The organism is Streptosporangium sandarakinum (assembly GCF_013409935.1).
Lineage (GTDB): Bacteria > Actinomycetota > Actinomycetes > Streptosporangiales > Streptosporangiaceae > Streptosporangium > Streptosporangium nondiastaticum.
On record NZ_JACCCO010000001.1, the window covers coordinates 2,872,193 to 2,894,629 of the forward strand.

The following is a 22,437-nucleotide window of genomic DNA, read 5'->3' on the forward strand; positions in this document are numbered from 1 at the left end:
CAAAAACGCCGGTCCTGGACCCGCGACCAGCCTACGGGGAACCCAACAGCCTCAGCACGCGCTCGTAGGTCCGGCGCGACTCGCGCTCGCGGTATTCGGGATCGACGTCGTGGTAGCCGCGGTGGCGTCCCTCGTGGACCGGGAGCTCGTCGCCGAGGGCGACGACGTTGCCGGGGATGGTGAGGGAGAACTCCAGGTCGGCGTTGCGGTAGTAGCGCGCCCCGGAGGGGAAGCCGCCCACCGACAGCGCGGCGTCCCGGCGGACCGCGAACAGGTGGCCGAGCACCGCCCGGACGTCGCCGGGCCCGGCGTCCTTCCACTCCTGGCGGTTCTCGCCCGGGTCGACGCCCTTCCAGCCCGCGGCGCTCACCTTGTCGCTCAGTGCCCCGACCAGCGGGGTGATCGCGTCGCCGTCGAGGACGGTCGAGGTCTCCATCACCACGTGCACGTCGGAGTCGTCGAGCTCCAGCAGCTTGTTGCGGCTCTCGCCCCAGCCGGCCGTGCCGCCCCGCCAGTGCGGGGTCTCGGCCACGTGCCACGCCTGGATCCGTCCGGGGTTGTCGTCGGCGAGCTCCTGCAGGACGGCGCCGGAGCCGTCCACGTCGCCCAGGTCCAGCGCGACGATCTTCGCGTCGGTGTGGGTGAGCAGGGCGCGGACGCACTCGCGCAGGTCGTCGGGCCAGCCGTCCACGACGAGTCCGATCGTGACGGTCGGCGAGGTCATCGGCTTGCGGCCCTCGACCGGGGTGACCTCCTCGTCCACCCGGGAGACGGCCAGGCTCGCGTCCCACAGCAGTTGCGAGGAGACCATGCGCTCGGGGGCGCGTTCGACGTCGTCGGACCGGCCGAGGAGCTCGGCGCCCTCGGGCCGCGGACGGGGGGCCGCCTCGGCCTCGCCGATCCGTTCGGCGTCGAGCTGCCCCACCCCCTCGGGACGGGCGCCCGGCTCGGCGGCCGCGGCGACCCGTTCGGCGTCGGGCGCGTCGCCCCGGCCGACGTCCGCGGTACCCGCGGCGGCGTCACGGCCGGTGCCGGCGTCGGTGTCGCGGTTCGTGGACGCGGGGATGCCGTGCCCCTCCGGGCGGAGCCCCGCCTCGGCGGATCGCTCGGGCGGCCTGCCGCCCGCGCCCGTCACCGGTACGGAGCTCACCGTGGGCCAGACCTTGAAGGACGGCCTGGGGGTGAGCTCGAACCCGTCGTCGGTGTCGCGGACGGCCCAGCCCTCGGCTTCGATGTCGTCGCGGAGCGCGTCCGCCCCGGCGTAGTCGCGGTCGGCGCGCGCCCTGGCCCGCCGCTCGGCGAGCTCCGTCACGTGAGGTGGTACATCGCTCATGCCGGGACGCTACCCACGGACCGGGCGAAGTATCGCCCGGCCCGTCCACCGGCGGATCTTTCCGCGCGGCGGGACCGGGACGTGCCCGCCGTACGAACCCGCAGACCTGGAAAAGCCCGCCGTACGGATCCGCCGGCCCGGGAGAAGACCCCGGGACGCCCGCCGTACGGCCCGCGCCCCGGACGACCCGGCGCGGGCCGGGAGCGGTCAGGAGAGCTGGACCACCGCGCGGGCCCGGGAGAGCACGCGGGAGTCGCCGGACCGGGCGGTCAGCCCGACCAGCACGCGCTTGTCGTCGAGCTTCTCCTCGACGACGCCGCTCACCGTGATGGTCGCCCCCTCGTCGTCGTCCGGGACGACGACCATGGAGGAGAAGCGCACGCCGTAGTCGACGACCGCGCCGGGGTCACCGGCCCAGTCGGTGAGGAACCGGCCCGCCTGCGCCATGGTGTACATCCCGTGCGCGATGACGTCGGGCAGGCCGACCGCCTTGGCGAACCGCTCGTTCCAGTGGATGGGGTTGAAGTCGCCGGAGGCCCCCGCGTACATCACCAGGTTGGCGCGGCGGACCTGGTAGTCGGCGGCCGGGATCTCCTGGCCCTGCTCGACCTCGTCGTACCTGACAGTCGCGGCCATCTCAGCTCGCCCCTCCGCGCTCGACGATGGTGTTGTAGGTCGTGCAGACGGACTCGCCGTCGACCGTGGTGACGTCGCTCCTGACCGTGATGAGCTCGTTGCGGCCCACGCTGCGGATGTCGGTCACGGTGGAGACGCTGACCAGCTCGTCACCGGCGTGGATCGGCCGGTGGTACTCGAAGCGCTGCTCGCCGTGGACCACCATGGCGAAGTTCAGGCCCAGCTCGGGATCGGCCAGGATCGACCCGCCGGAGAGGCTGAACACGATGGGGAAGGTGGGCGGCGCGATCACGTCGGGGTGGCCGGCGGCCTGGGCGGCCTCCCGGTCGCGGTAGACCGGGTTGTTGTCACCGATCGCCGCCGCGAACTCCTTGATCTTCACGCGGCTGACCTCGTAGGGCGGGGAGGGCGCGGACGCCCGACCGACGAAATCACGGTTCAGAGCCATCATGCTCCTTTACGGTTACCGAGCTGGTGAGACCGACGGTAACAAGAGTCCTGCGCTCCCGCCCCGTGACCGGTCATCCAGAAACCTAGCCCGGTCCGCGGGCGGCACCGGCTGTCGGGCGCGGTCAACGCCCGGCCGGGAAAGCTGTCCGGACACGACAACCTCCGGATACGACGGTCTCCGGACACGACACCGACCGGGCATGACAACCGGCCGGACACGATGATCCGTACGAACGCGGTGACCGCCTCGGACGGGACGACCGCCTCGGGGAGGATGACCGGCCGAACACGACGACCGTCCGGACGCGACGAACCGGCGCCCGATGTCGGGACGCCGGTTCGTCGTCGGTATGGAATGCCGCTGAAGCGGGCCTCACCCGGTGGGGACCGGTGGGCCTCGCCGGGAGACCTAGCGGGTCTCGCGGTGCGCCTGGTGCGTCTTGCAGTTGGGGCAGTACTTCTTCAGCTCAAGCCGATCCGGGTCGTTGCGCCGGTTCTTCCGCGTGATGTAGTTGCGGTGCTTGCACTCCTGGCAGGCCAGCGTGATCTTCGGCCTAACGTCGGTGGCAGCCACTTGGGAGTGCCTTTCTACGTTCGGGACTGGGACAACCCACACCGGTGCCCCTGCTGGGAGACCGGGAGGGTAGTAGCGGAGGCCGGACTTGAACCGGCGACACAACGATTATGAGCCGTTTGCTCTGCCTGACTGAGCTACTCCGCCTTGAGGCCGACTGACATCGGCCGACCCCGATAGGATACCCGACCCGCGGAGTGACTGCGCACTCGTGCAGGTCGGGGCACTCTTTTCTGGGTTTCCCCAGTATGACCGCCCGCACGCCGGGAGTCACGGGAGTTTTCCGGCCTCGCGAGCCGCGCCCGGATCGGGCCCCCGCCCATCGGCGGGTCCTCCCTGATCACAGGCCAGGCTACCAGCGGCCGGAGGCCGGCGCGAACCACCCGGCCCCACCGGACCGGCGGACGCCCACCGGGCACCGGACCGGCACCGCGCGCCCGGCACCGCGCCCCCGGAACCCGGGGCCGGCGCACGGCGGGCACCCGCCCCGTGAGCCGCCGGTCGATAGGATCCGGCCGTACACGATCAAGGAATCCGGCGTGAAGCCGAAGGTCCCACCGGGAGGTCACCGTGATCGACGAGGCCGAGCTGCGGCACCTGCGCCGCTGCGTGGAGCTGGCCGCCGAGGCCCTGGAGGAGGGGGACGAGCCGTTCGGTTCCGTGCTCGTCGCCGCCGACGGCACCGTCCTCGGCGAGGACCACAACCGGGTGGCCTCCGGCGACCACACCCGCCACCCCGAGTTCGAGCTGGCGCGCTGGGCCGCGGCGAACATGACCCCCGAGGAGCGGGCGGCCGCGACCGTCTACACCTCGGGTGAACACTGCCCGATGTGCGCCGCCGCGCACGCCTGGGTCGGCCTGGGCCGCATCGTCTACGTGAGCTCCTCCGAGCAGCTGTCGGCCTGGCTCGCCGAGCTCGGGGTCCCCGCGCCCCCGGTGCGGACCCTGCCGATCCACGAGATCGCCCCGGGCGTCGTCGTGGAGGGCCCGGTCCCCGCCCTGGCGGAACAGGTACACGACCTCCACCGCCGCTTCCACTCCCCCCGCTGACCGGCCACCGCCGCCCACCCGGCTCCAGCCGTACGGCGAGCGGCGGGATGGCGGCCTACCGGCATCGGAGGCCGGGTCGCGGGCGAACCCTGCCGGCTCCGGCTCCCGCTCCGCGCGGGCCCCGGCCGTGAGCCACGCCGCGGGGGTCGGCGCACGGCCCCCACAGAGGCCGGGCCGGATCCCACGGGATCCCGCCCGAAACGAGAAACGCCCGGCCCCGCGATCTCGCGGTCCGGGCGATCTTTCCTGCTGGGTGGAGCCCCTTTACGGAATCGAACCGTAGACCTTCTCCTTACCATGGAGACGCTCTGCCGACTGAGCTAAAGGGGCCTGTCCGCTTCGCTTTCGCGCTTGCCGACAGGTGTAACCATACACGGCTCCGGACCAGGATGCGAAATCAAACGGGAGCCGCCCGATCAGGGGGATCCCGGGGGGCTTCGCCCCTGAGTGACCTCCTTAAGTGGCCGACAAGTAGTCCATAAGTGGATCTCCGCAATCTGGACCGGCGACCCCATCCGGACCGATCGAGGAGAACCTCCGACATGGCCCCCGAACTTCTTGGCTTCCAGCTCACCCACCGCACCATGCGGGGCGACACCCGCCGTCTGGCCACGCTGGCGGCGGAGCTGGCCGAAGGCCGCCAGACCGCCGACCCGGCCCGCGCCCGGGCCGTCTCCGAGTACGTCAGGGCCCTGTGCGCGGGCATCCACCACCATCACACGATGGAGGACCGCGTCCTGTGGCCCGTCCTTGAGCGGTCCGCCGGGGCCGAGGTGGACCTGCGCGACCTGAGCGACGACCACTCCGCGCTGGACCCGCTGCTGAACGAGATCGACGGCCAGGCCGTCGCGTTCGCCACGACCCGTGACGCCTCCGCTCTGGCCTCGTCGCTGGCCCGGCTCGCCGACATGCTCGACGAGCACATCGAGGAGGAGGAGCGGCTGCTCTTCCCGGTCATCATGAAGTACGTCTCCGCGGCCGACTGGAAGAAGGTCGAGGACGCGGTCCGCAAGGGCACCAAGGCCAGCGTCGAGCTGCCCAGGATCGAGCAGTACGCCCGGCCCGAGGAGCTGGCCCGGCTGCGCAGGCTGGCCGGGCCGGTGCTGTCGGTGCTGCTCGCGCTGTTCCGCGGCGGCCACCGCCGCCGGCAGCGACTGGTCTTCGGCCCTCTGGCCGCATGAGCCGGAAGTCGAAGGCCGGGAGCCAGGAGCCGGGTGACCGTACCCGCCCGGCTCGTCACCCGCCCGGACGGATCCCGTCCGAACGGCCGAGGCGGCCCCCGCCCCGACGGGCCGCCTCGGACGCCCGGACGGCCCAGTGCGGGGAGCCGAGCCGCTCGGCGACCCGCTCCGCCGTGGCGTAGTGGGCGGACCCGTCCCGGCCCAGCGCCTCGGCGAGATCGCCCAGGATATGGGCGACCGGCCCGAGGGTGACCGACCCGCAGTGCAGCCCGGCCGCCTCGCCGTCCCAGGGCAGCAGTTCCTCGTAGCACCGCTCGGCCGTCGGCCGGTCGCCCAGCGCGACGGCGTTCTCGGCCCGCAGCGCCGTCTGGATCAGCCAGTAGTAGTCCTTCCTGATCCGCCGGTCCGGCTCCCAGAACGTCCGGGCCTCATCGAGCCGCCCTTCGGCCACCAGGGCCCGGGTCAGGATCTCCGAGGCGTCGGACGGGACGAGGCGGTACATCGCCATGATCTCCGGGATGTCCTGCGGCAGGCCGCCCGCCAGGCGGGCGACGAAGCGGCCCATGACGCCCGCGCCGGCCGCGTTGGCGCCGCCGGCCGCCGCCATCCGCTCGGCCGCCGCCGCGTAGGACCGCTCGGCCCCCGCGAAGTCGCCTCCGATCAGCAGGAGCAGGGTGTCGAGCATCGACAGCACGCTCAGCGCCAGCCCGAGCTGTCCGCCGGTGGAGTGTTCGAGCGCCCGGTCGGCGTGGTGGCGGGCGGCGGCGAGGTCGCCGCGGCCCAGGCTCACCATGTACAGCGCGTGGTGGCCCTGCATCTCGTAGCCGGGCAGCCCGGCCTCGCCGCCCAGTTCCACCAGTTCCCTGCCCACCGCCTCCAGCTCGTCGCGCCGGTGCGGCGTCAGCAGGACGAAGTAGCGGGCGTTGAGCGCCAGGCAGACCAGCTCGGCGCGGCCCAGCCGCCGGGCCAGCCGCAGCGCCTCGGCGCCGGCCCGCTCGCAGGTGTCGTCGTCGTGCCCCTCCAGTTCGAAGGTGAGGGTGGCGAGCAGCCGGCAGCGGGTCTCGTCGTCGGTCCCGGCGGGGTCCGCCAGCGCCTCCCGGACCGCCGCGACGAACGCCTCGTCGACCTGCCGGTACGGCTGGATCGACCAGGTCACCGGGGCCTCGTAGCAGGTCAGCGCCCGGGTCATGCCGGTGCCGAGCCGCCGCGCCGCCTCCATCGCCCGCTCCCGGTTGCCCCGGGCCGCCATCACGTCACCCTCGTGGGCCTGGACGCCGACCAGGCCGCAGAGCAGGTCGAGCCGCCGGTGGTCGTCGTCGCCTCCGACGAGGTCGAGCGCGCCCCGGTAGAGGAACCCCGCCTCCCGGTAGGCGTGCATGGCCGCCGCCTTCCGGGCCGCCGCCACCACGTACGGCACGGCCCGTCCGGCCGTGCCCGGCGTGGCCGCGGCGAGCGCGTGGTGTCCCAGCGCCGAGACGTCCCCCGGCCGGACCCGCTCCAGCGCGTCGAAGACCCTGCCGTGCAGCCGGGTACGGCGGATGCGGGGGGTGTCCTCGTAGAGCGTCTCGCGCACCAGCACGTGGGCGAACCGGACCCGGCCCGGGGCGGGCTCGTCCAGCAGCCCGGTGAGCACGCCGGCCTCCATCCCCTCCAGCAGCGCGTCCTCGTCGGCGCCCGCCATCGCCAGCAGCACGTCCACGTCCACGTCCCGGCCGATGATCGCCGCGTCCCGCAGCGCGGTCTGGGCCGTGGCGGGCAGCCGGGCGATCCTGCGCCGGATCAGGTCGCGCACCCCGGGCGGCAGCGCCCTGGCCGCCGCCATCCCGTCCGTGCTGATCAGCCGGGCGGTCTCGGACACGAAGAGGGGGTTGCCTCCGGTCCGCTCGGCCACCGTACGGGCGATGACCGGGTCCACGTCCAGCCCGGAGCGCTCCCGCAGCAGCCGGGCCACCTCGTCTCCGTCCAGCCCGCCCAGGTCGAGCCGGTGGGTGTCGTGCCCGGCCAGCGCCGCCCAGGTCGCGCCGAGGTGGTCGGTGGCCTCGGCCGGGCGGTAGGTGGCCAGGAACGTGATCCGCTCGGCGGCGGGCCGTACCGCCAGGTGGCGCAGCAGGCCGAGCGTCTCCTCGTCGGCGCGGTGCACGTCCTCCAGGACGACCAGCACGCGGACGTCCTCCCGTACGGCCCGCGCCAGGTAGTCCTCCACCGCCCTGGCGAGGTGGAACCGGCCCGTGGCCGGGGCGTCGTCGGTCAGCAGCGGCGCGAGCCGCGCCGCCACGTCGTCGCCGGGGGGCAGCTCCGCGGTCAGACGGCGCAGGACCTCGCTCCACGCCCACGCGGGCGGCGCCCCGCCGTCGGTCTCCGGGCACTGCCCGGTGGCGGTCAGCCATCCGCGGCCCGCCAGCCTCCGTGCGAACGCGCCGGCCAGGGCGCTCTTGCCCGCCCCCGCCTCGCCGCCCAGCCAGACCGTGCTCGGCCCGGGGGTTCCGGCGACGGCTTCCAGCCGGGCGAGCTCCGCCGTACGGCCGACCAGACCGCCCGGTTTCCCCGGCTCCGGGGCGCGCCGCGCGGCCGGGGACGGGGCGGGCGGGTCCCGGCGGGGGAAGACGGCCACCCCCCGGCCGTGCGGGGGGACGTCGGAGTCGCGGCGGCGCGGGAGCACGGCCCGTTCCCGGGGGCGCAGGGAGTCGGCGTGGCGCAGGATGTCGGCCTCCAGCGCGCGCAGCGCGGGCCCGGGATCGACCCCCAGTTCGTCGGCGAGGGTCGCGCGGGCCCGGCGCAGCGCGGCCAGCGCGTCGGCCTGCCGTCCGGCCCGGTAGTGCGCCAGCGCGAGCAGCCGGACGGCGTTCTCCCGCAGCGGATGGGCGCGGACGTGTCGTTCGAGCTCGATCCCGGCCTCGCGGCCGAGCGCCAGCAACGCCTCGGCCCGGTGCTCCACCGCGACCAGGCGCAGTTCCTCCAGCCGCGCCGCCTCCGGTTCGGCCCACCGCTCGTCGGCGAACTCGGCGTAGGCCGGCCCCTGCCACAGGGCCAGTGCCCGGTCCGCGAGGTCGAGCGCCCGGTCCCCGTCGTCCTCGGTGAGGGCGGCCGCGGCCGACTCGATCAGTCCCGGCAGCAGCCAGGCGTCCACCCGCTCCGGCTCCAGGCGGAGGCGGTAGCCCGGCGCGGCGCTGACCAGGAGGGTGGCGGGTGCCCGGGGCGGGCGGTCGGGTTCGAGGGCCCTGCGCAGGTTGGACACGTACACCTGGAGGGCGGCCAGGGCTCTGGGAGGGGGCTGCCCGCGCCAGAGGTCGTCGATGAAACGATCGGTGGAGACCACGTGCCCGCCCGCGGCGACGAGCCGGGCCACCACGGCTCGCTGCCGGAAGGGGCCGAGGTCCGCCCGACGACCGTTGATCTCCGCCTGGAGCGGACCGAGAACACGCAACATAGCAGGGGCAGCGTAAGCGGTCCGGATTGCCGATGGATTGACGTCGTCCGGCAGCATGATTCCGTACGGCGCCGGGATTCGGCCCGGGGATTCGACAGCGAGGAGCGAGATGCCGCACGACCGGCGCGTGGAGACGATCCGGGCGCTCGACGAGAGCGACCGGCGGCACTGGTACTGGCACGGCGTGGACGGCGACGGCCACGTGTGGCTGTTCGAGGCCGTCATCGACGACGGCGGGGAGTACTGGCCGGTCAGGCATGCCGAGCTGGGGTCCGACGGGGTGGCCCGGAGGTACTCGTGGCGGCACATCGAGGACGAGCACGGCTTCCTGGCCGAGGGCCCGATCTATCCCGACGACTTCGGCCTGAACCAGGTGACCGCCGAGGAGTTCGCCACGCTGTGGGCCGCGTTCGACCGTTGACGCGCCGGACGGCGACGGCGGGAGGCGGAACCCGGCGGGGGCCCGGAAACCGGTGACGAGACGCGATGACCGGTGACGGAGCACGGACGGAGAGGGGAGACAGGTCGCGGAGGAGGAGACGGGGAGATCTCACCTCTTTCCGGTGACGACTCCGTTCTCGAAGGTCCGGATCACGGTCGAGGTGACGCCGTGGCGGGGCAGCTGCCCCTTCTCGGCCGCCTCCCAGCCGGTGTAGACGAGCGCCCAGAGCACCTGCTGGATCCACTCCGCGCCGAGTTCAGGGTCGAAGACCCCCTCGGCCTGGCCGCGTTCGATGAGGCCGATCGTGGTCGGCACCGACGGGTCGGGCTCGAACGGGTCGGGTTCGGAGCAGCCCGCCTCCTCCAGCACGCGCGGGTCGCCGAACAGGAACGCCAGCCGGTCGCCGACGTCCACCATGGCCGCGATCAGTCGGCGCATGGCCTCCAGCGGCGGCCCCTGGTCGATCGCCGCCTCCGCCGTCGACCGCTCGACCACCCGGAAGGAGTCGGCGACGGCCGCGTCGACGAGCACCTTGCGGTCGGGGAAGTAGCGGTGCAGCGTGCTGCGGCCGACCTGGGCGGCCTCGGCGATGTCGGCCAGGGTGGCGCCGCGGTCGCGGGCGAGGACCGAAGCCGCGGCGCCGAGGATGGCGCGGCGCGTGCGGCTGCGGGTTCCGGACTCCGGGGTGTCGCTCACCTGCGAAGAGTAGCATCACGCCCCATAAAGAGATTTCGACGCTTGTTTTTGAGACATTGAAGTCTCATTATGGAGCAATGACATCCTTCGCAGTCGTCGCCGAGGGGTTGCGCAAGCGCTACGGCGACGCCGACGCCCTCGACGGATTCGACCTGACCGTGCCGGAGGGCACGGTGTACGGCCTGCTCGGGCCGAACGGCGCCGGGAAGACCACGGCCGTCCGGATCCTGACCACGCTGCTGCGCCCCGACGCGGGCCGCGCCGTCGTCGCCGGGTTCGACGTGGTCGCGCAGCCCGACCGGGTACGGCACGCCATCGGCCTGGCCGGGCAGCAGCCGACCGTGGACGAGATCCTCACCGGCCGGGAGAACCTGGAGATGTGGGGGCGGCTCCGCCACCTCGGCGCGACCGCCGCCCACCGCCGGGCCGGGGAACTGCTGGAGCGGTTCGGGCTGGCCGAGGCGGCCGGGAAGCGGGTCAGGCACTACTCCGGCGGCATGCGCCGCCGCCTCGACCTGGCCGCCGCCTTCGTCCTGGCCCCGCGCGTGCTGTTCCTCGACGAGCCCACCACCGGCCTGGACCCGCGCAACCGCAACGAGGTGTGGCAGGCCATACGCGGCCTGGCCGAGGCGGGCAGCACGGTGCTGATGACCACGCAGTACCTGTTCGAGGCCGACCGGCTCGCCCATCGGATCGCGGTGGTCGACACGGGCCGGGTGATCGCCGAGGACACCCCCGAGCGGCTCAAGTCCACGGTCGGCGGCGACCACGTCGACCTGGTCCTGCGTTACGCCGCCGACCTGGCCGAGGCCGCGCGCGTCCTGGCCGGGGCCGCCGGCGCCGAACCGGTGGCCGACCACGACACCCGGCGCCTGACCGTCCCCGTCCGCGACCGGATCGGCGCCCTGACACGGATCATGCGGGAGCTGCAGGAGCGCGGCGTCGAGGTGGAGGACGTCACCCTGCGCCGCCCGACGCTGGACGAGGTGTTCCTCAGCATCACCGGCACCGCCGGCGTCCCCGGCGTCACCGGTGTCGCCGGGGAGAGGACCGTGGCATGACCGCCCTCCCCCTCACCCCCGCGCTCCCCCGCACGCACCGCGAGCGGCTGCGCTGGACGCTGACCGACGGGTGGACGATCGCCCGCAGCAACCTCGTCCACTGGACGCGCAACCCCGCCGCCGTCCTCAACGCGCTGCTGTACCCGATCGTGATGGTGCTGCTGTTCGGCTACGTCTTCGGCAGCGCGATGAACGTCGCCGGGGGCGGCGACTACCGCGAGTTCCTGATGCCCGGGATGTACGCCCAGTCGATGACCATGGGCGTGATGACCACCATGATCATCATCGCCACGAGCTCCGCCCGCGGCGTCACCGACCGGTTCCGGTCGATGCCGATATCCCAGGCCGCGGTGGTGCTGGGCCGCTCCTTCGCCGACATGGTCAACTCCGTGCTGGAGCTGGCCGTCCTGCTCGCCTGCGGCCTGGTGGTCGGCTGGGGCTGGCACCGGGGCGCGGGCGCCGCCCTGGCCGCCGTCGGACTGCTGCTCCTGTTGCGCTTCGCGCTCATCTGGGTCGGCATCTACGTCGGGCTGGCGCTCACCCCCGAGTCGGCGAGCGCGGCCTGGATGCCGCTGCTGCCGATCACCATGCTCGCCAACACCTTCGTCTCCCCCGCCCTGATGCCCGGCTGGATGAGGGTGATCGCCGAATGGAACCCGCTGTCGGCCACGGTGGCCGCCTGCCGGGAGCTGTTCGGCAACCCGGGCTGGGGCGGCGACTCCTGGGCCGCCCAGCACGCGCTGTGGCTGGCGATCGGCTGGCCCGTGCTGATCACGCTGGTCTTCCTGCCGCTGTCGGCACGCCGCTACCGGCGGCTGAACCGCTGACCCACCGCTCCGGCGGCCCGAGGACATCGCGAGGCCGCGGCCATGGTCCCGTGCGGGGAGCGGCATAGCCTGTCCTCCGTGAGCATCGAGGTGACCTATGACGAGCGCCTCCGCGCCGTCCCGGCCGATCGGGAGGCCTACGCCGCCATGGTCGGCGGGCTGAAGGCGGACCTGGCGCGGCTGGACGCGGAGGGGGCGGCCGATCCGTCCGAGGTGTTCCGGCTGCTGCGGCGCGTCGGTTTCGGCCTGGTCGTCCTCGGCGAGCACGGCGAGGCCGTCTCCCACCTGGAGCGCGCGCTGCTCCTGGCGGGAGAGAGTCCCGCCGCGCGGACGGCCGTACGGATCAACCTCGCCGACGCCCACCGCCACGCGGGCGACCTCGGCCGCGCCGAGCCGCTCTACCTGGAGGCGCTCGCGATCGCCCCGTCGGACATGCGCGACTTCGCCCTCCAGCACCTGGCCAAGCACCGCATCGACCAGAACCGCCTGGACGAGGCGGAGTCCCTGCTCCGCGAGACGCTCGAACTGCGCGAGGCCAAAGGGGACCCGGAGCTGATCGCGTCGACGGAACGGGCCCTCGCCCACTGCCGCCGCCACACCGAGAACCCGGACTGAGACCTCCGGACGGCGTTCACGTCCGCCCGGAGGTCTCGTTCAACCACCGGCCACCGGCGCGGCAGGCGACGCTTCGGCTCCGTTCCCCGGCTCTCCTTCGCGCGGGAGGCTTCGGCGCGGGCGAACACGGCCGGACCCGGTGGCGCTTCCCGTGACCTACCTGGTGCGGTGTGTCTGCCTACCGTCACGTTGACGGATTTGCCGCGACGAGGATCGGCCTAATTTCGGTGGCACCTGAAAGAACACCGAAAGGGGCAGGTCATGACGGCGATGCGGATGGCGGGGATGGGGCTCGCGGTCGGGGCGGTGCTGACGCTGTGCACCGTCACAGGGCCGGCGCAGGCGGCCGAGCAAGGCTGGGACAGAACGGCGGGCTGCGCGGAGGCGCGGCCGGAGGTCACATCCATCAGCGGCTGGGTGTCGCCCAGCGCCTGCGCCTTCATCAAGCGGCAGATCAGGTTCGGCAAGGTCACCACCCCCGACCGGGTGGACGCCTACGTCGAAATGTGGTCCAAGGACGCGACGCTGTGGGAGCCGGCGAAGGCGAGCAAGCCGCTTCTCCAGGGTGAGGAGGCCATCAGGCAGGCGATCAGCGGATCGCTCGGCCTGGTCCCCGACTTCCGCTTCCGCGGCACGCGCATCGCTGTGAACGGTCCCGCCGTGATGTTCGAAGCGCACAACGAGGCCACGATCAAGGGACACGAGGTCGACTACGCCGCGGTCTACCGGGTCCTGCTGACCGACGACGGCAAGGTCGTCCAGGGCCGCCGCTACTACGACCGGCACACCTGGTTCAAGCCGCTCGACCCCGAGCTGCCCGACCTGTTCGCCGGCGTCGCCGACGGCGGCGCCCCCGACCGGAGCCGCAGGCCCGTCCTCGCCCCCGACGAGCTCGTCGCCCGCGCCGAGGCATGGAACGACGAGGACGCGGAGGCCCTGGTGGAACGGCTCACCGGCGCGCCGCTGTCCGCCCCCGGCCTGAACGGCACGCTGCGCACCACGCAGGGCAAGCTCGCCTACCTGAAGAGGTTCTTCGAACAGGTCAGCGATGTCCGGCTGCAGCCGGGCCAGACCGTCAAGGTCGACGGCGCGACGTACCTCGAATGGCACGGCACGCTCCTGCCCAAGGGCCAGGCCGACCCGGTCAGCTTCGGCGTCATCGAGCGCGTCGGCGACACCGGCGGCGTCTCGAACGACTGGACCCTGACCTTCGACCAGCTGCCGCTCGTCGCCGACGAAGCCAAGATCACCGAGCTGTACGGCAGGCTCAGGTAGCGATCGCGGCCAGCTCCGCCCGCGAGGAGACCCCCAGCTTGGGGAAGGCCTTGTAGAGGTGGTAGCCGACGGTGCGCGGGCTGAGGTACAGCTGGGCCGCGATGTCGCGGTTGGACGCGCCCGCGGCGGCCAGCCGTACCACCTGCCTCTCCTGCGTGGTGAGGACGCTGAGTGGATCGTCCGCCTGGCGCGGGGCCGCGGGGACGTCGCCGGTGGCGCGCAGCTCCGTGCGGGCACGCTCGGCCCACAGCGCCATGCCGAGCCGGTCGAAGGTCTCCAGGGCGGCGCGCAGCTGGGCGCGGGCTGCGGCGCGCTTGCGCGCCCGCCGCAGCCACTCGCCGTAGAGCAGCCGCGTACGGGCCTGCTCGTGCGGCTGCCCGCCCTGCTCGTGCGCCCGCATGGCCTCCTCGTACAGGCCCTCGTCGTTCTCGACGAGGGCGCGGCAGCGCAGTGCGACCGCGTCGGCGGACGGCACGCCGACGCCGGCCGCCCAGTTCAGGTAGTACGCCAGGGGCTCGCGCGCCCGCTCGGGCTCCCTGGCCCTGACGGCGGCCTCGATCCTGTCGGGGGCGAAGAAGAGCGCGTTGGCGGCCGAAATCCTCTCCAGGATCTCCAGCGACGCCTCTGGACGGCCCAGCGCGAGCTCCAGCCGGCCGAGCACGGCCATCGCGGCCGCCTCGGCCACGCGGAGCCCGCGCGTTCCCGCCTGTTCGAAGACGGCCGCGGCCGCCGTCCGGCACCCCTGCTCGTCGCCCAGCTCGCCGCGTGCCAAGGCGAGCGACGCGGTGAGCACGACCGCTCCGTTCCGCTGCCCCAGGTCGCCGACCATGGGGATGATCTCCTCCAGCTCGGTCACGGCCTCGCGATACCTGCCCATCAGCATCTGCGCCTGCAGCCGGGTCTCCACGGCGATGGCCAGCCAGCCGCCCATGTCGTGGGCCCTGCACTCGGCCTCGACGCGCGCCGCGGCGGCCTCGCCCTGACCGTAGCGTCCGATCGGCGCGCACAGCTGGGCCACGAAGAGCATGCCCGGCACCCGGAGCGCGGACAGATCCGGAGCGAGCACCAGCTCCCGCATGAGTGTGACCGCGTCCTTCAGGTCGCCGTTGACCAGTGCGGCCAGCCCGAGCGCGCCGCTCACCAGCGGAGAGCCGATTTCGGGCAGGGTCCTGAGCAGCCTCGCCGCCCGCTCCGCCAGGCCCGGGTCACTGGCGTACCACGCGCAGCGCACCGCCTCCACGAGCAGGTAGGCCGCCCGCTCGGCGTCCAGCGGGGCGACCCGCTCCGCGCCGGCGATGATGAGCTCGCCGGCCGCGGCCGGGCTGCCCTGCTCGAACTCCCGATGGGCGCGCACCTGGGTCAGGTGGGCGAGGGCCGACGGGTCCTGGATCTCCTCGCTGGCCCGGTCGGCCAGCGAGCCCGCACGGGCCGGCTGGCCCGCGTCGCTGGCCGCCACGGCCGCCGCGGCCAGCCGTACCGACCGTTTGGCGGCGTCGGGGGTGACCTCCGCGGCCCGCTCGTAGGCCGCGGCCATGGCCGCATAGCCGGAACGGGTGCGCGCCCGCTCCGCGGCCAGCTCCAGCTCGCGCGCCACGTCCTCGTCGGGCGTGGTCGTCGCCGCGGCCAGATGCCAGGCCCGGCGGTCGGCGTGCTCGTCGCCGTCGAGCACCCCGGCGAGCGCACGCCGTACGACCAGCCGCGAGGTCAACGGCATGTTCTGGTAGGCGGCGGCTCTGATGAGCGGGTGCCTGAAGGTCACCACGGCACCGTTCACCGTGACCAGCTTGGCCTGCTCCGCCGCCTCCAGGTCCGTCAGCTCGGCGGAGAAGGACTCCGCGGCGCGCAGCACGATGCCGAGGTCGCCCGTGTCGTCGGCGGCGAGCACCGCGAGCAGGGCCTGAGCCGTGTCGGGCAGCGCCCTGATCTGCTGCTGGAAGGCCTCCTGCACCCGGTTGGCGACCGGAATCGTGGTGAACGGGTTCAGCTGCCCGGCCTGCTGCTCCGCGGTGAGCGTGGACGGCAGCTCGATGAGCGCGAGGGGATTGCCGCCCGCCTCGTCCAGGACGCGGTCACGCACCTTCGGCGCCAGATCCCGGGTCGACTCGGCCAGCAGCGCGATGGCGGCGTCGCGGTCCACACCGTCCAGCCACAGCTCGGGCAACCCCTGCGGGCGGAACTCCTCCCTGCCCGCGAACACCAGCGCGATGCCTTCCGCGTCCAGCCGCCGCGCCACGAACACCAGCGCGTCGATGGACGCCTGATCGAACCACTGCGCGTCGTCGATCAGGCAGAGCAGCGCCCCGTCGCCCGCGACCTCGGCCAGCAGGCTGAGCACGGCCAGCCCGACGAGGAACCGGTTCTCCGGAGCCGCCGCCCCCAGCCCCAGCGCGCCCTGCAGCGCCGCCGCCTGTGCCTCGGGCAGCATGTCGATCCGGTCGAGTTCGGAACGCAGGAGCAGATGCAGGGCGGCATACGGCAGCTCCGCCTCGGACTCGATGCCGACCCCGTGGAGCACCCGCACCCCCGCGGCCTGCTCCGTCAGGTGGCCGAGCAACGCGGTCTTCCCGATACCCGGCTGGCCGCGTACCACCAGCACACCACTGCGCCCGGACCGCGCGTTCGCCAGCAGCCGGTCCACCTGAGCCTGCTCCGCAGCCCGCCCATACAACATGGCTGAAATCTAATCCAGCGGAACGCGGATCAGATCTCCGGCCTGGCGGCGGCGGCGAATGACGGATGCCCGCCGGGTGTGAGCGGGTGAGCGTGACCGGGCACTACCGTCACGATGACAGATTCGGCGCGGCGTCGACCTGCGTAATTTCGTTGACACAGGGACGACAGCGTTCCGCACGAAAGGATCTGATCATGGCCGCCATCGCCACCGCGCCCACCACCACCGCCAACTCCAACTCCGAGGCCAAGCTGCTGCGGTTCGCGCTCAAGCTGGACGCCATCGCGTCGGGTGCCATCGGCCTCGTCCTCCTGGCCGTCGCAGCGATCTCCGGCTCGATGTTCGGTCTGCCCGCCGCCTTCCTCGTGCCGGTCGGCGCGTTCCTGGCCGTCTTCGCCGCGGACCTCCTCTACTTTGCCACCCGTCCGGCGCTGAACAGGGCGGTGGTGATCGCGGTGATGGTGGTCAACGTGGCCTGGGTGGTGGCCAGCGTGGAGATGCTGATCGCCGGATGGTTCCCGGTGTCCGGTCTGGGCACGGCCTTCGTGATCTTCCAGGCGGCAGGGGTGGCGGGCTTCACGGGCCTGCAGTTCGCCGGGCTCCGGAAGGCCTGAGCGAGCTGCGTGGCAAGGCACGCCTGCGATGCGCCCACGGGAAGTAGCCGGACCATGAGACCTCCGGGCAGCGCCGCGCTGCCCGGAGGTCTCATACATGGGCGAACCTCGATGGCCCACGGTGAGCCGGGGCGCCTGTCGTGGGCCCGGACGGCGGGAGCGCACCCGTGAAATCCCGTGGAGCCGGAGCGTCCCGCCGAACTAGGTTTCCCGTCATGTCCGAACTTGAGCGGCTCCGCTGGCAGCTGAACGTGTCCTGGTCGCTGCTGTCCCTTCACCTGGAGCGGGTGACCGACGAGGAGGCCCTGTGGGAACCCGCGTCGAACTGCTGGAACGTCCGCCGCCGTCCGGACGGGACATGGGCGGCCGACTGGGTCGTGCCGGAGCCCGAGCCGATCCCGGTGACATCGGTCGGGTGGGTGATGTGGCACATCGGCTTCTGGTGGAGTCACGCACATGAGCGGTGCTTCGGGGAGCCCGGCGCGGTGGCCGCCGAACTCGACTGGTCGGAGGCCGCGGCGGCGACACCGTGGCCGGGGGACGCGGCGTCGGCGATCGGATGGCTGAACGAGTGCCGTGACCGGTGGGCCGGCGCACTGGAGTCCCTGAACGAGGCGGAACTGGACTCCACCGAGCGAAGCCGCTGGTTCGCCGACGGGACCCTCTCCCTGGGGCACGTGCTCGCGTGGGCGAACATCGAGCTGATGAAGAACGCCGCGGAGATCGGATCGCTGCGCCACCTGTACAACGCCGACCGGGGCTGACGGCGGCGCGGCCGTATCACGGCAGGTCACCCGGAGGAGCCGGCCGCCGGCCCGCCGGGCTCCCGGGAACGTCCCGGGGAAAGGCGGGCGGCGACGGTCTCCAGCAGGGCGACCACCTCGGCGACCCGCGCCGGGTCGTCCGTGCCCAGCGCCTTCGCGAGCGGGCCGTCGATCGGTGCGGCTCGCACCTCGGTCACCCTCTCCGGCACCTCGGGAGCGACTTTGACCAGGGTGCGGCGGCGGTCGACGGGGTCGGGGCCGGTCACGACGGCGCCGACCGTTCGCAGCCGGCCCACGGCGGCGGAGACGGCGCTCTGCGGCAGGCCGGTGCGCGCGGCGATCTCGCCGATGGAGGTCTCGGCATGGCCGCGCAGGTCGGCGACGACCACCAGGACGGTGCGGGTGCTGGTGGTCTGCGGCCCGATGCTCTCGGTGGGCATGGCCTCCTCGCCGATCTTCATCAGCGTCCGGCCGAGCAGGAATAGGTCGACTCCGTTCACGCCACCAAATTTACATCAAAAAAGATGCATCAATTCTGATACGTTCAGGACATGAACGGAATCCTCCACGTCCCGGGCGCCCGCCTCTACTACGAGATCCGCGGCACCGGCCCGGTGCTGCTCATCTCCCAGAGCGGCGAGGGAGACGCCCGCCGTACGGTCGACCTGGTGGATCGGCTCGTCGCCGACCACACCGTGGTCACCTACGACCGGCGGGGCCTGTCGCGCAGCGTCCTGGACGACCCTGACGCCGGCGCCACCATGGCCGAGCACGCCGACGACGTCCACCGGCTGCTCGCGGAGGTCACGGACGCGCCCGCCGACATGCTCGGCTGCAGCTTCGGCGCGGTCCTCGGCCTGCACGTGGCCATCGACCACCCCGGCCGGCTCGGCACGCTCATCGCCCACGAGCCCGTCGCGCCCGCCCTGCTCCCCCTCGCCGAACGCGAGCACCACCGGCGGGAGCTCGCGGACCTGCAGCGGCTCTACCGCGACCGGGGACTCGCCGAAGCCATCACCGGGATCGCCGGAGTCCTCGGCATCGAGCTCGGTGAACAGCAGACCGAGCCGGGACTCACCCCGCACCCGATGGACGACCGGCGCCGGGCCGGCTTCGACTTCTTCATCCGCAACGACTTCAGCGCGGTCATCGACGACACGCTGGACGTCACCAGGCTCAAGGACACCGCCACCCGCGTCGTCCCCGCCGCCGGGCGCACCACCCCGCGCCACGTGTTCGACCACCGATGCGCACACGAACTGGCGGCGCTCATCGGCACCGAGGTGGCGGAGTTCCCCGGCGGGCACAACGGCAACCTCACCCACCCGCGCGCCTACGCCGCACGCATCCGTGACCTGCTCCGCCCCCGCTCCTGATCCGGCCCCCGCCGGACCGACCTCGGCTTCCTCATCCGCCCTGGTCGATCACCGGACAGGCATCAGAGGAGCCGGTCGTCCCGGAGTGGGAGAGACGAGCAGGTCGTCGAGACCGGCTTCGGAGAAGGCGGCGTGCACGTCCGACTGGTTCTCGGTGAAGTGGGTCCAGCCCTCGACGTGGAGCGGCACGACGTACCGGGCTTTCAGCAGGCGCGCGGCGATCACCATGTCGGCGGCGTTCAGGGTGAGCCGCTCGTCGATCAGGGGTGTGCGGACGGCACCGCCGAACAGCAACGCGACATCGACGGCCGGGTACCGCTCGGCTATGAGTTCCACGCACTCCAGCGAGGCGTTGTCCCCGCTGATGTAGACGGTGGGCAGCCCGTCGCCGGTGAGCACGAAGCCGGTGACCTGACCGACGATGGGCTCGCATCCCGGCGGGCCGTGCAGGGCGGGAACGGCGGTGACGCGGACCCCGCCGACGTCGTGGTGCCGCCAGGGGTGCATCGGGGTGACGCCGGTACGCTCCGCGGCCTCGGGAGTGCTCAGGGTCAGCGGCGCGGCGGACATCACCTGGCGCCCCAGCCTGTCCAGGTTGTCGGGATGCTGGTCATGGCTGAGCAGCACCAGATCCACCTGGCCGACGTCGGTGTGGGAGAGGGCCGGGCCGATGGTCTTGGTGAGCGTGAGCGGCCCGACGGGGTGATCTCCCGGCGGATCGAAGGTCGGATCGGTGAGGATCCGCAGCCCGCCGAGCTCCAGCAGGGCCGTCGGGCCGCCGATCGTGGTGATGGTGGGCTGCATGGGCGGCTCCGTTCGCCACGCTGTCGGGCATCGTCCGGATCACGCTAACCGAACGGGGCGCGGAACACCCCCCGATCGGGTGCACCACCTGGTGTTTCGCCCTTCCCGACCGGAAGGTCACCGAGGTCCCGCTCATCCCGGACACGCCGAACCCGTACCGATGACGATCGGGCGGTGCCCGCGTCCACGGGATCGGGCCGCGCGCCGGTCGGTCATGGTCGCCGTCCGCCGGCGACCATGACCTCCACCTTCACCGCACCGCGCGCGGCCCCGAAGGCCGTCAGACGGGCAGTACCCGCAGGGCGGGGTGGCGGACCGAGTTCAGATACAGCTTGTCGGTGCCGTGCTCCTTCTCCAGCTCCAGGACGAGCCGGTAGCGGTAGAGCCCCGGCCGGGCCTCGCTCATCACCGCCCCGGCCCAGTAGTAGTAGACGGCGGTGTACTGGTCGCGCATCCGGTCGGGAGCGCCGTAGACCTTGAGCTCGGTCATCATCCGTCGTTCGGCGACGTCCTCCTCGTCGCCCTTCTCGACGTCGAGGAAGACCAGATTGTTGATCTTCGGCATCGGAGGCCAGGTGCCGTCCGGACGGCGGTGCATGTCGATCGGGCGGATGATCCAGTTGATCACCTGCCCCTGCTTGCAGACGGTCTCCAGATGGTCGGTGCCCTGCCCGACCCCGCCGACGCTGTTGTCCATCATGTAGAGGCAGCCGTCCAGAGACTTCGTCGCGGCGGCCCTCTCCATGTCGACGAGGGTCACCACGTTCAGCTGGACGGAGTTGAGCTGGCCGCGATCGGCGAAGTCCGTGGCCGCGTACGCCTGGGTCATCGGCCTCCCCTTTCCTCGTCGGCGGGACCGGCCAGGGCCGGCCGGGCGGTGGGGGTGAACGGCGTGCTGACGGTGCCGAGCAGGAACGAGAGCCGGTACGGGACCGGTTCGGTGATGTCCTGCTTGACCTCGGCGGTCCAGAACACGATGTCGGTGCCGGGATACACCTTCCGCGTGGGCTCGGCGATCCGCGGGTCGATCTCGATGTCGATGAGGGCCACGTAGGTCTCGCACTCCAGCGGGAGCACGTTCCACAGCAGGGTGTCGCCCTTGCGCACCCGGCTGTGCAGCTCAGGGGTGCCGAAACCGGTGGACCCCACGGTCTTGTTGGTGTCGTAGAGATAGAGGTTGTCGTCCAGGTTCTCCGACGCCAGGGCGGCCACGGGGTCGACCACCGCGGTGATCGTCACGGGCCGGGTGGGCCGGCGTTCGGACTGTCTGTTCCTCGGGGGCATGCGGCTCCTCCGCTCGAAAATGCTCCGGCTCGGACCGGGTCAGCCTGCGGCCGGGACGGGCGGAAGGGGGAGCACGCCCAGCCCGGCGCCGGTGAACCCGTTGCGCTTCGGATCGTTGGTGATCTTGAGACTGGACCCGCAGGTCAGGTCCACGGACTCCCAGACCAGCTCGTCGTTCCGCTCGACCAGCTCGTGGAGCTGGACGTGCATCGTGTACGGGTAGACCCCGGGCCGGCTCGTGTCCACGGTCGCGGCCCAGTACCAGCCGTCGTAGATCATGTCGGGTGACCCGTACTGGGCCGGATACATGATCTTCTCGGCGACGGCCGGTCCGGTGATATCGGTGATCACCGGAGCCGGATAGTTGTACGCGCCGGAGTCACTCGTGGTCCTGCCGGTGACGTCCAGCAGCTTGGACTCGGTGAGACCGCGCCCGCCGCCCGACTTGCGGGCGCGCTTGCCGACCCGCCGCTGCAACCGCTTGATGTCGGCGTCGCTCACACCGCCCTCGCCGTCGAGCGAGGCCAGTTCCCTCAGCGTGCGCCGGTCGTCGGCGCGTTCCTGCTCGGCCAGGTAGTTGCGCGGCACCGTCGGGGGGATCGCTCCCAGCACCGCGGGCAGCCAGTTCAGCACCTGCTCGGTCGCCTGCGACCCGTCGGAGAAATGGGTGCCGGGCACGATCGTCACCAGTTGCTCGGTGCCCACCCCGGCCGAGCCGAGGAACTTCATGTTGTCGAACCAGTACGTGTTGCCGTCGAGCGATCGCGTCCGGAGCGCGTTCTCGACGTCGAAGAGCACGATGATCCCGTGTTGCTGGGCCATGAGACCGCCTTTCGCAGAACGTGGCTCACACGCGCAGCAGCGCGGGCGAGTCGATGTGCAGCACGCTGTTGGATCCCTCGTGGAGCTTGAGGGAGAGCCGGTACCGGTACGGGACACCGGGCGTCATGTCGTAGGGCACGATGCCCTCCCACACCAGCAGGTCGTGGTTCTCGTAGCCGCCGGAACCCATGGCGTCGCCCTCCGTCCCGGGCACGGCGCCGGGTGCCGGGAAGGGGGCGGAGTCCACCGGATGCGGCGGCACGGTCTGGCCGGCCGGGGGCGGGGCGGTCACGCCGGACAGGAACTCGATGGACTCGATCTCGACCGGAGTCTGCACGTCCACGTGGATGGGCGTCCACTGGATGACCTGTCCCGGGACCACCGCCGTGACGAGGTCGGGGGTCCCCTGGTGCATGCTTCCCGCCGAACTGTCGTCGACCAGCGAGAGGTTGCCGTTGTGCAGCGTCCGGTCGGACAGCGCCCCGACCGCGTCGACCATCACGACGATGCTGACCCTGTGTTTCATCGTTCCTCC

At 72.5% G+C, this 22,437-nt stretch carries 23 protein-coding genes and 2 tRNA genes; 10 read left to right on the forward strand and 15 right to left on the reverse strand.

Annotated elements, in window-relative coordinates:
* Positions 1–31: 31 nt before the first annotated feature.
* The 5 genes from HDA43_RS12765 to HDA43_RS12785 all read right to left on the reverse strand — a co-directional run bounded on the left by HDA43_RS12765 (position 32) and on the right by HDA43_RS12785 (position 3,140).
* A complete protein-coding gene (locus HDA43_RS12765; RefSeq protein ID WP_179820131.1) occupies positions 32–1,333 on the reverse strand; it encodes a glycosyltransferase family A protein in 1,302 nt (433 codons plus the stop codon).
* Positions 1,334–1,540: 207 nt separating this feature from the next.
* On the reverse strand, positions 1,541–1,969 hold the full coding sequence (locus HDA43_RS12770; protein ID WP_179820134.1) for a MaoC family dehydratase: 429 nt from the start codon (positions 1,967–1,969) through the stop codon (positions 1,541–1,543).
* 1 nt (position 1,970) lies between these two features.
* Positions 1,971–2,417 (reverse strand): MaoC family dehydratase N-terminal domain-containing protein, encoded by a 447-nt coding sequence (locus HDA43_RS12775; RefSeq protein ID WP_179820136.1) that lies wholly within the window; start codon positions 2,415–2,417, stop codon positions 1,971–1,973.
* A gap of 411 nt (positions 2,418–2,828) precedes the next feature.
* Positions 2,829–2,993: a 50S ribosomal protein L33 gene (gene rpmG / locus HDA43_RS12780; RefSeq protein WP_030921771.1), complete on the reverse strand. Its 165-nt coding sequence runs from the start codon at positions 2,991–2,993 to the stop codon at positions 2,829–2,831.
* A 73-nt stretch (positions 2,994–3,066) separates the two neighbouring features.
* Positions 3,067–3,140 (reverse strand) — tRNA-Met (locus HDA43_RS12785).
* 423 nt (positions 3,141–3,563) lie between these two features.
* On the opposite strand from HDA43_RS12785, the gene HDA43_RS12790 reads away from it, so the two are divergent.
* Positions 3,564–4,043, forward strand: coding sequence for a nucleoside deaminase (locus HDA43_RS12790; protein ID WP_179820139.1), 480 nt, complete (start codon positions 3,564–3,566; stop codon positions 4,041–4,043).
* 254 nt (positions 4,044–4,297) lie between these two features.
* Here HDA43_RS12790 and HDA43_RS12795 read toward each other — a convergent pair.
* Positions 4,298–4,373, reverse strand: a tRNA-Thr gene (locus HDA43_RS12795).
* Between the two features lie 212 nt (positions 4,374–4,585).
* Between HDA43_RS12795 and HDA43_RS12800 the strand changes: the two genes are divergently transcribed.
* Positions 4,586–5,224: a hemerythrin domain-containing protein gene (locus HDA43_RS12800; protein ID WP_179820141.1), complete on the forward strand. Its 639-nt coding sequence runs from the start codon at positions 4,586–4,588 to the stop codon at positions 5,222–5,224.
* Between the two features lie 55 nt (positions 5,225–5,279).
* Here HDA43_RS12800 and HDA43_RS12805 read toward each other — a convergent pair whose 3' ends face one another.
* Positions 5,280–8,651 (reverse strand): ATP-binding protein, encoded by a 3,372-nt coding sequence (locus HDA43_RS12805; RefSeq protein ID WP_179820144.1) that lies wholly within the window; start codon positions 8,649–8,651, stop codon positions 5,280–5,282.
* Between the two features lie 109 nt (positions 8,652–8,760).
* Here HDA43_RS12805 and HDA43_RS12810 point away from each other — a divergent pair, with 109 nt between their 5' ends.
* A complete protein-coding gene (locus HDA43_RS12810) occupies positions 8,761–9,072 on the forward strand; it encodes a hypothetical protein (RefSeq protein WP_179820146.1) in 312 nt (103 codons plus the stop codon).
* A 129-nt stretch (positions 9,073–9,201) separates the two neighbouring features.
* On the opposite strand, the gene HDA43_RS12815 is transcribed toward HDA43_RS12810, so the two are convergent.
* A complete protein-coding gene (locus HDA43_RS12815) occupies positions 9,202–9,789 on the reverse strand; it encodes a TetR/AcrR family transcriptional regulator (protein ID WP_179820148.1) in 588 nt (195 codons plus the stop codon).
* 77 nt (positions 9,790–9,866) lie between these two features.
* On the opposite strand from HDA43_RS12815, the gene HDA43_RS12820 reads away from it, so the two are divergent.
* The 4 genes from HDA43_RS12820 (at position 9,867) to HDA43_RS12835 (ending at position 13,567) form a co-directional block, all read left to right on the forward strand.
* Positions 9,867–10,850, forward strand: a complete 984-nt coding sequence (locus HDA43_RS12820) for an efflux ABC transporter ATPase subunit, DrrA-related (protein ID WP_179820150.1) — start codon at positions 9,867–9,869, stop codon at positions 10,848–10,850.
* On the forward strand, positions 10,847–11,677 hold the full coding sequence (locus HDA43_RS12825; protein ID WP_179820152.1) for an ABC transporter permease: 831 nt from the start codon (positions 10,847–10,849) through the stop codon (positions 11,675–11,677). Before HDA43_RS12820 ends, HDA43_RS12825 begins: the two co-directional genes overlap by 4 nt.
* 78 nt (positions 11,678–11,755) lie before the next feature.
* Complete coding sequence (locus HDA43_RS12830; protein ID WP_179820154.1) at positions 11,756–12,292, forward strand: tetratricopeptide repeat protein; 537 nt, start codon at positions 11,756–11,758, stop codon at positions 12,290–12,292.
* 261 nt (positions 12,293–12,553) lie between these two features.
* Entirely contained in the window at positions 12,554–13,567 is a 1,014-nt protein-coding gene (locus HDA43_RS12835; RefSeq protein ID WP_179820157.1) for a nuclear transport factor 2 family protein, read from the forward strand.
* On the opposite strand, the gene HDA43_RS12840 is transcribed toward HDA43_RS12835, so the two are convergent.
* Positions 13,560–16,238, reverse strand: coding sequence for an AAA family ATPase (locus HDA43_RS12840; RefSeq protein ID WP_179820159.1), 2,679 nt, complete (start codon positions 16,236–16,238; stop codon positions 13,560–13,562). The two genes, HDA43_RS12835 and HDA43_RS12840, sit on opposite strands and share 8 nt — an antisense overlap.
* 194 nt (positions 16,239–16,432) lie before the next feature.
* On the opposite strand from HDA43_RS12840, the gene HDA43_RS12845 reads away from it, so the two are divergent.
* Both HDA43_RS12845 and HDA43_RS12850 read left to right on the forward strand, forming a co-directional pair.
* Positions 16,433–16,852: a hypothetical protein gene (locus tag HDA43_RS12845; RefSeq protein WP_179820162.1), complete on the forward strand. Its 420-nt coding sequence runs from the start codon at positions 16,433–16,435 to the stop codon at positions 16,850–16,852.
* Between the two features lie 215 nt (positions 16,853–17,067).
* Complete coding sequence (locus HDA43_RS12850) at positions 17,068–17,616, forward strand: DinB family protein (RefSeq protein ID WP_179820164.1); 549 nt, start codon at positions 17,068–17,070, stop codon at positions 17,614–17,616.
* A 26-nt stretch (positions 17,617–17,642) separates the two neighbouring features.
* Here HDA43_RS12850 and HDA43_RS12855 read toward each other — a convergent pair whose 3' ends face one another.
* Positions 17,643–18,116: a MarR family winged helix-turn-helix transcriptional regulator gene (locus tag HDA43_RS12855; protein ID WP_312873220.1), complete on the reverse strand. Its 474-nt coding sequence runs from the start codon at positions 18,114–18,116 to the stop codon at positions 17,643–17,645.
* Positions 18,117–18,167: 51 nt separating this feature from the next.
* Between HDA43_RS12855 and HDA43_RS12860 the strand changes: the two genes are divergently transcribed.
* Positions 18,168–18,992, forward strand: a complete 825-nt coding sequence (locus HDA43_RS12860; protein WP_179820167.1) for an alpha/beta fold hydrolase — start codon at positions 18,168–18,170, stop codon at positions 18,990–18,992.
* A gap of 48 nt (positions 18,993–19,040) precedes the next feature.
* Here the strand turns inward: HDA43_RS12860 and HDA43_RS12865 are convergent, their stop codons facing one another.
* The 5 genes from HDA43_RS12865 to HDA43_RS12885 all read right to left on the reverse strand — a co-directional run bounded on the left by HDA43_RS12865 (position 19,041) and on the right by HDA43_RS12885 (position 22,428).
* On the reverse strand, positions 19,041–19,796 hold the full coding sequence (locus HDA43_RS12865; protein WP_179820170.1) for an MBL fold metallo-hydrolase: 756 nt from the start codon (positions 19,794–19,796) through the stop codon (positions 19,041–19,043).
* A 280-nt stretch (positions 19,797–20,076) separates the two neighbouring features.
* Positions 20,077–20,625 (reverse strand): DUF8788 domain-containing protein, encoded by a 549-nt coding sequence (locus tag HDA43_RS12870; protein ID WP_179820172.1) that lies wholly within the window; start codon positions 20,623–20,625, stop codon positions 20,077–20,079.
* Complete coding sequence (locus HDA43_RS12875; protein ID WP_179820174.1) at positions 20,622–21,035, reverse strand: DUF8788 domain-containing protein; 414 nt, start codon at positions 21,033–21,035, stop codon at positions 20,622–20,624. Before HDA43_RS12875 ends, HDA43_RS12870 begins: the two co-directional genes overlap by 4 nt.
* Positions 21,036–21,119: 84 nt before the next feature.
* Positions 21,120–21,902: a hypothetical protein gene (locus HDA43_RS12880; RefSeq protein ID WP_179820176.1), complete on the reverse strand. Its 783-nt coding sequence runs from the start codon at positions 21,900–21,902 to the stop codon at positions 21,120–21,122.
* Between the two features lie 25 nt (positions 21,903–21,927).
* Positions 21,928–22,428 carry a DUF8788 domain-containing protein gene (locus HDA43_RS12885; protein ID WP_179820178.1) on the reverse strand — a complete coding sequence of 167 codons (501 nt, stop codon included), beginning with the start codon at positions 22,426–22,428 and terminating at the stop codon, positions 21,928–21,930.
* Positions 22,429–22,437 lie beyond the last annotated feature (9 nt).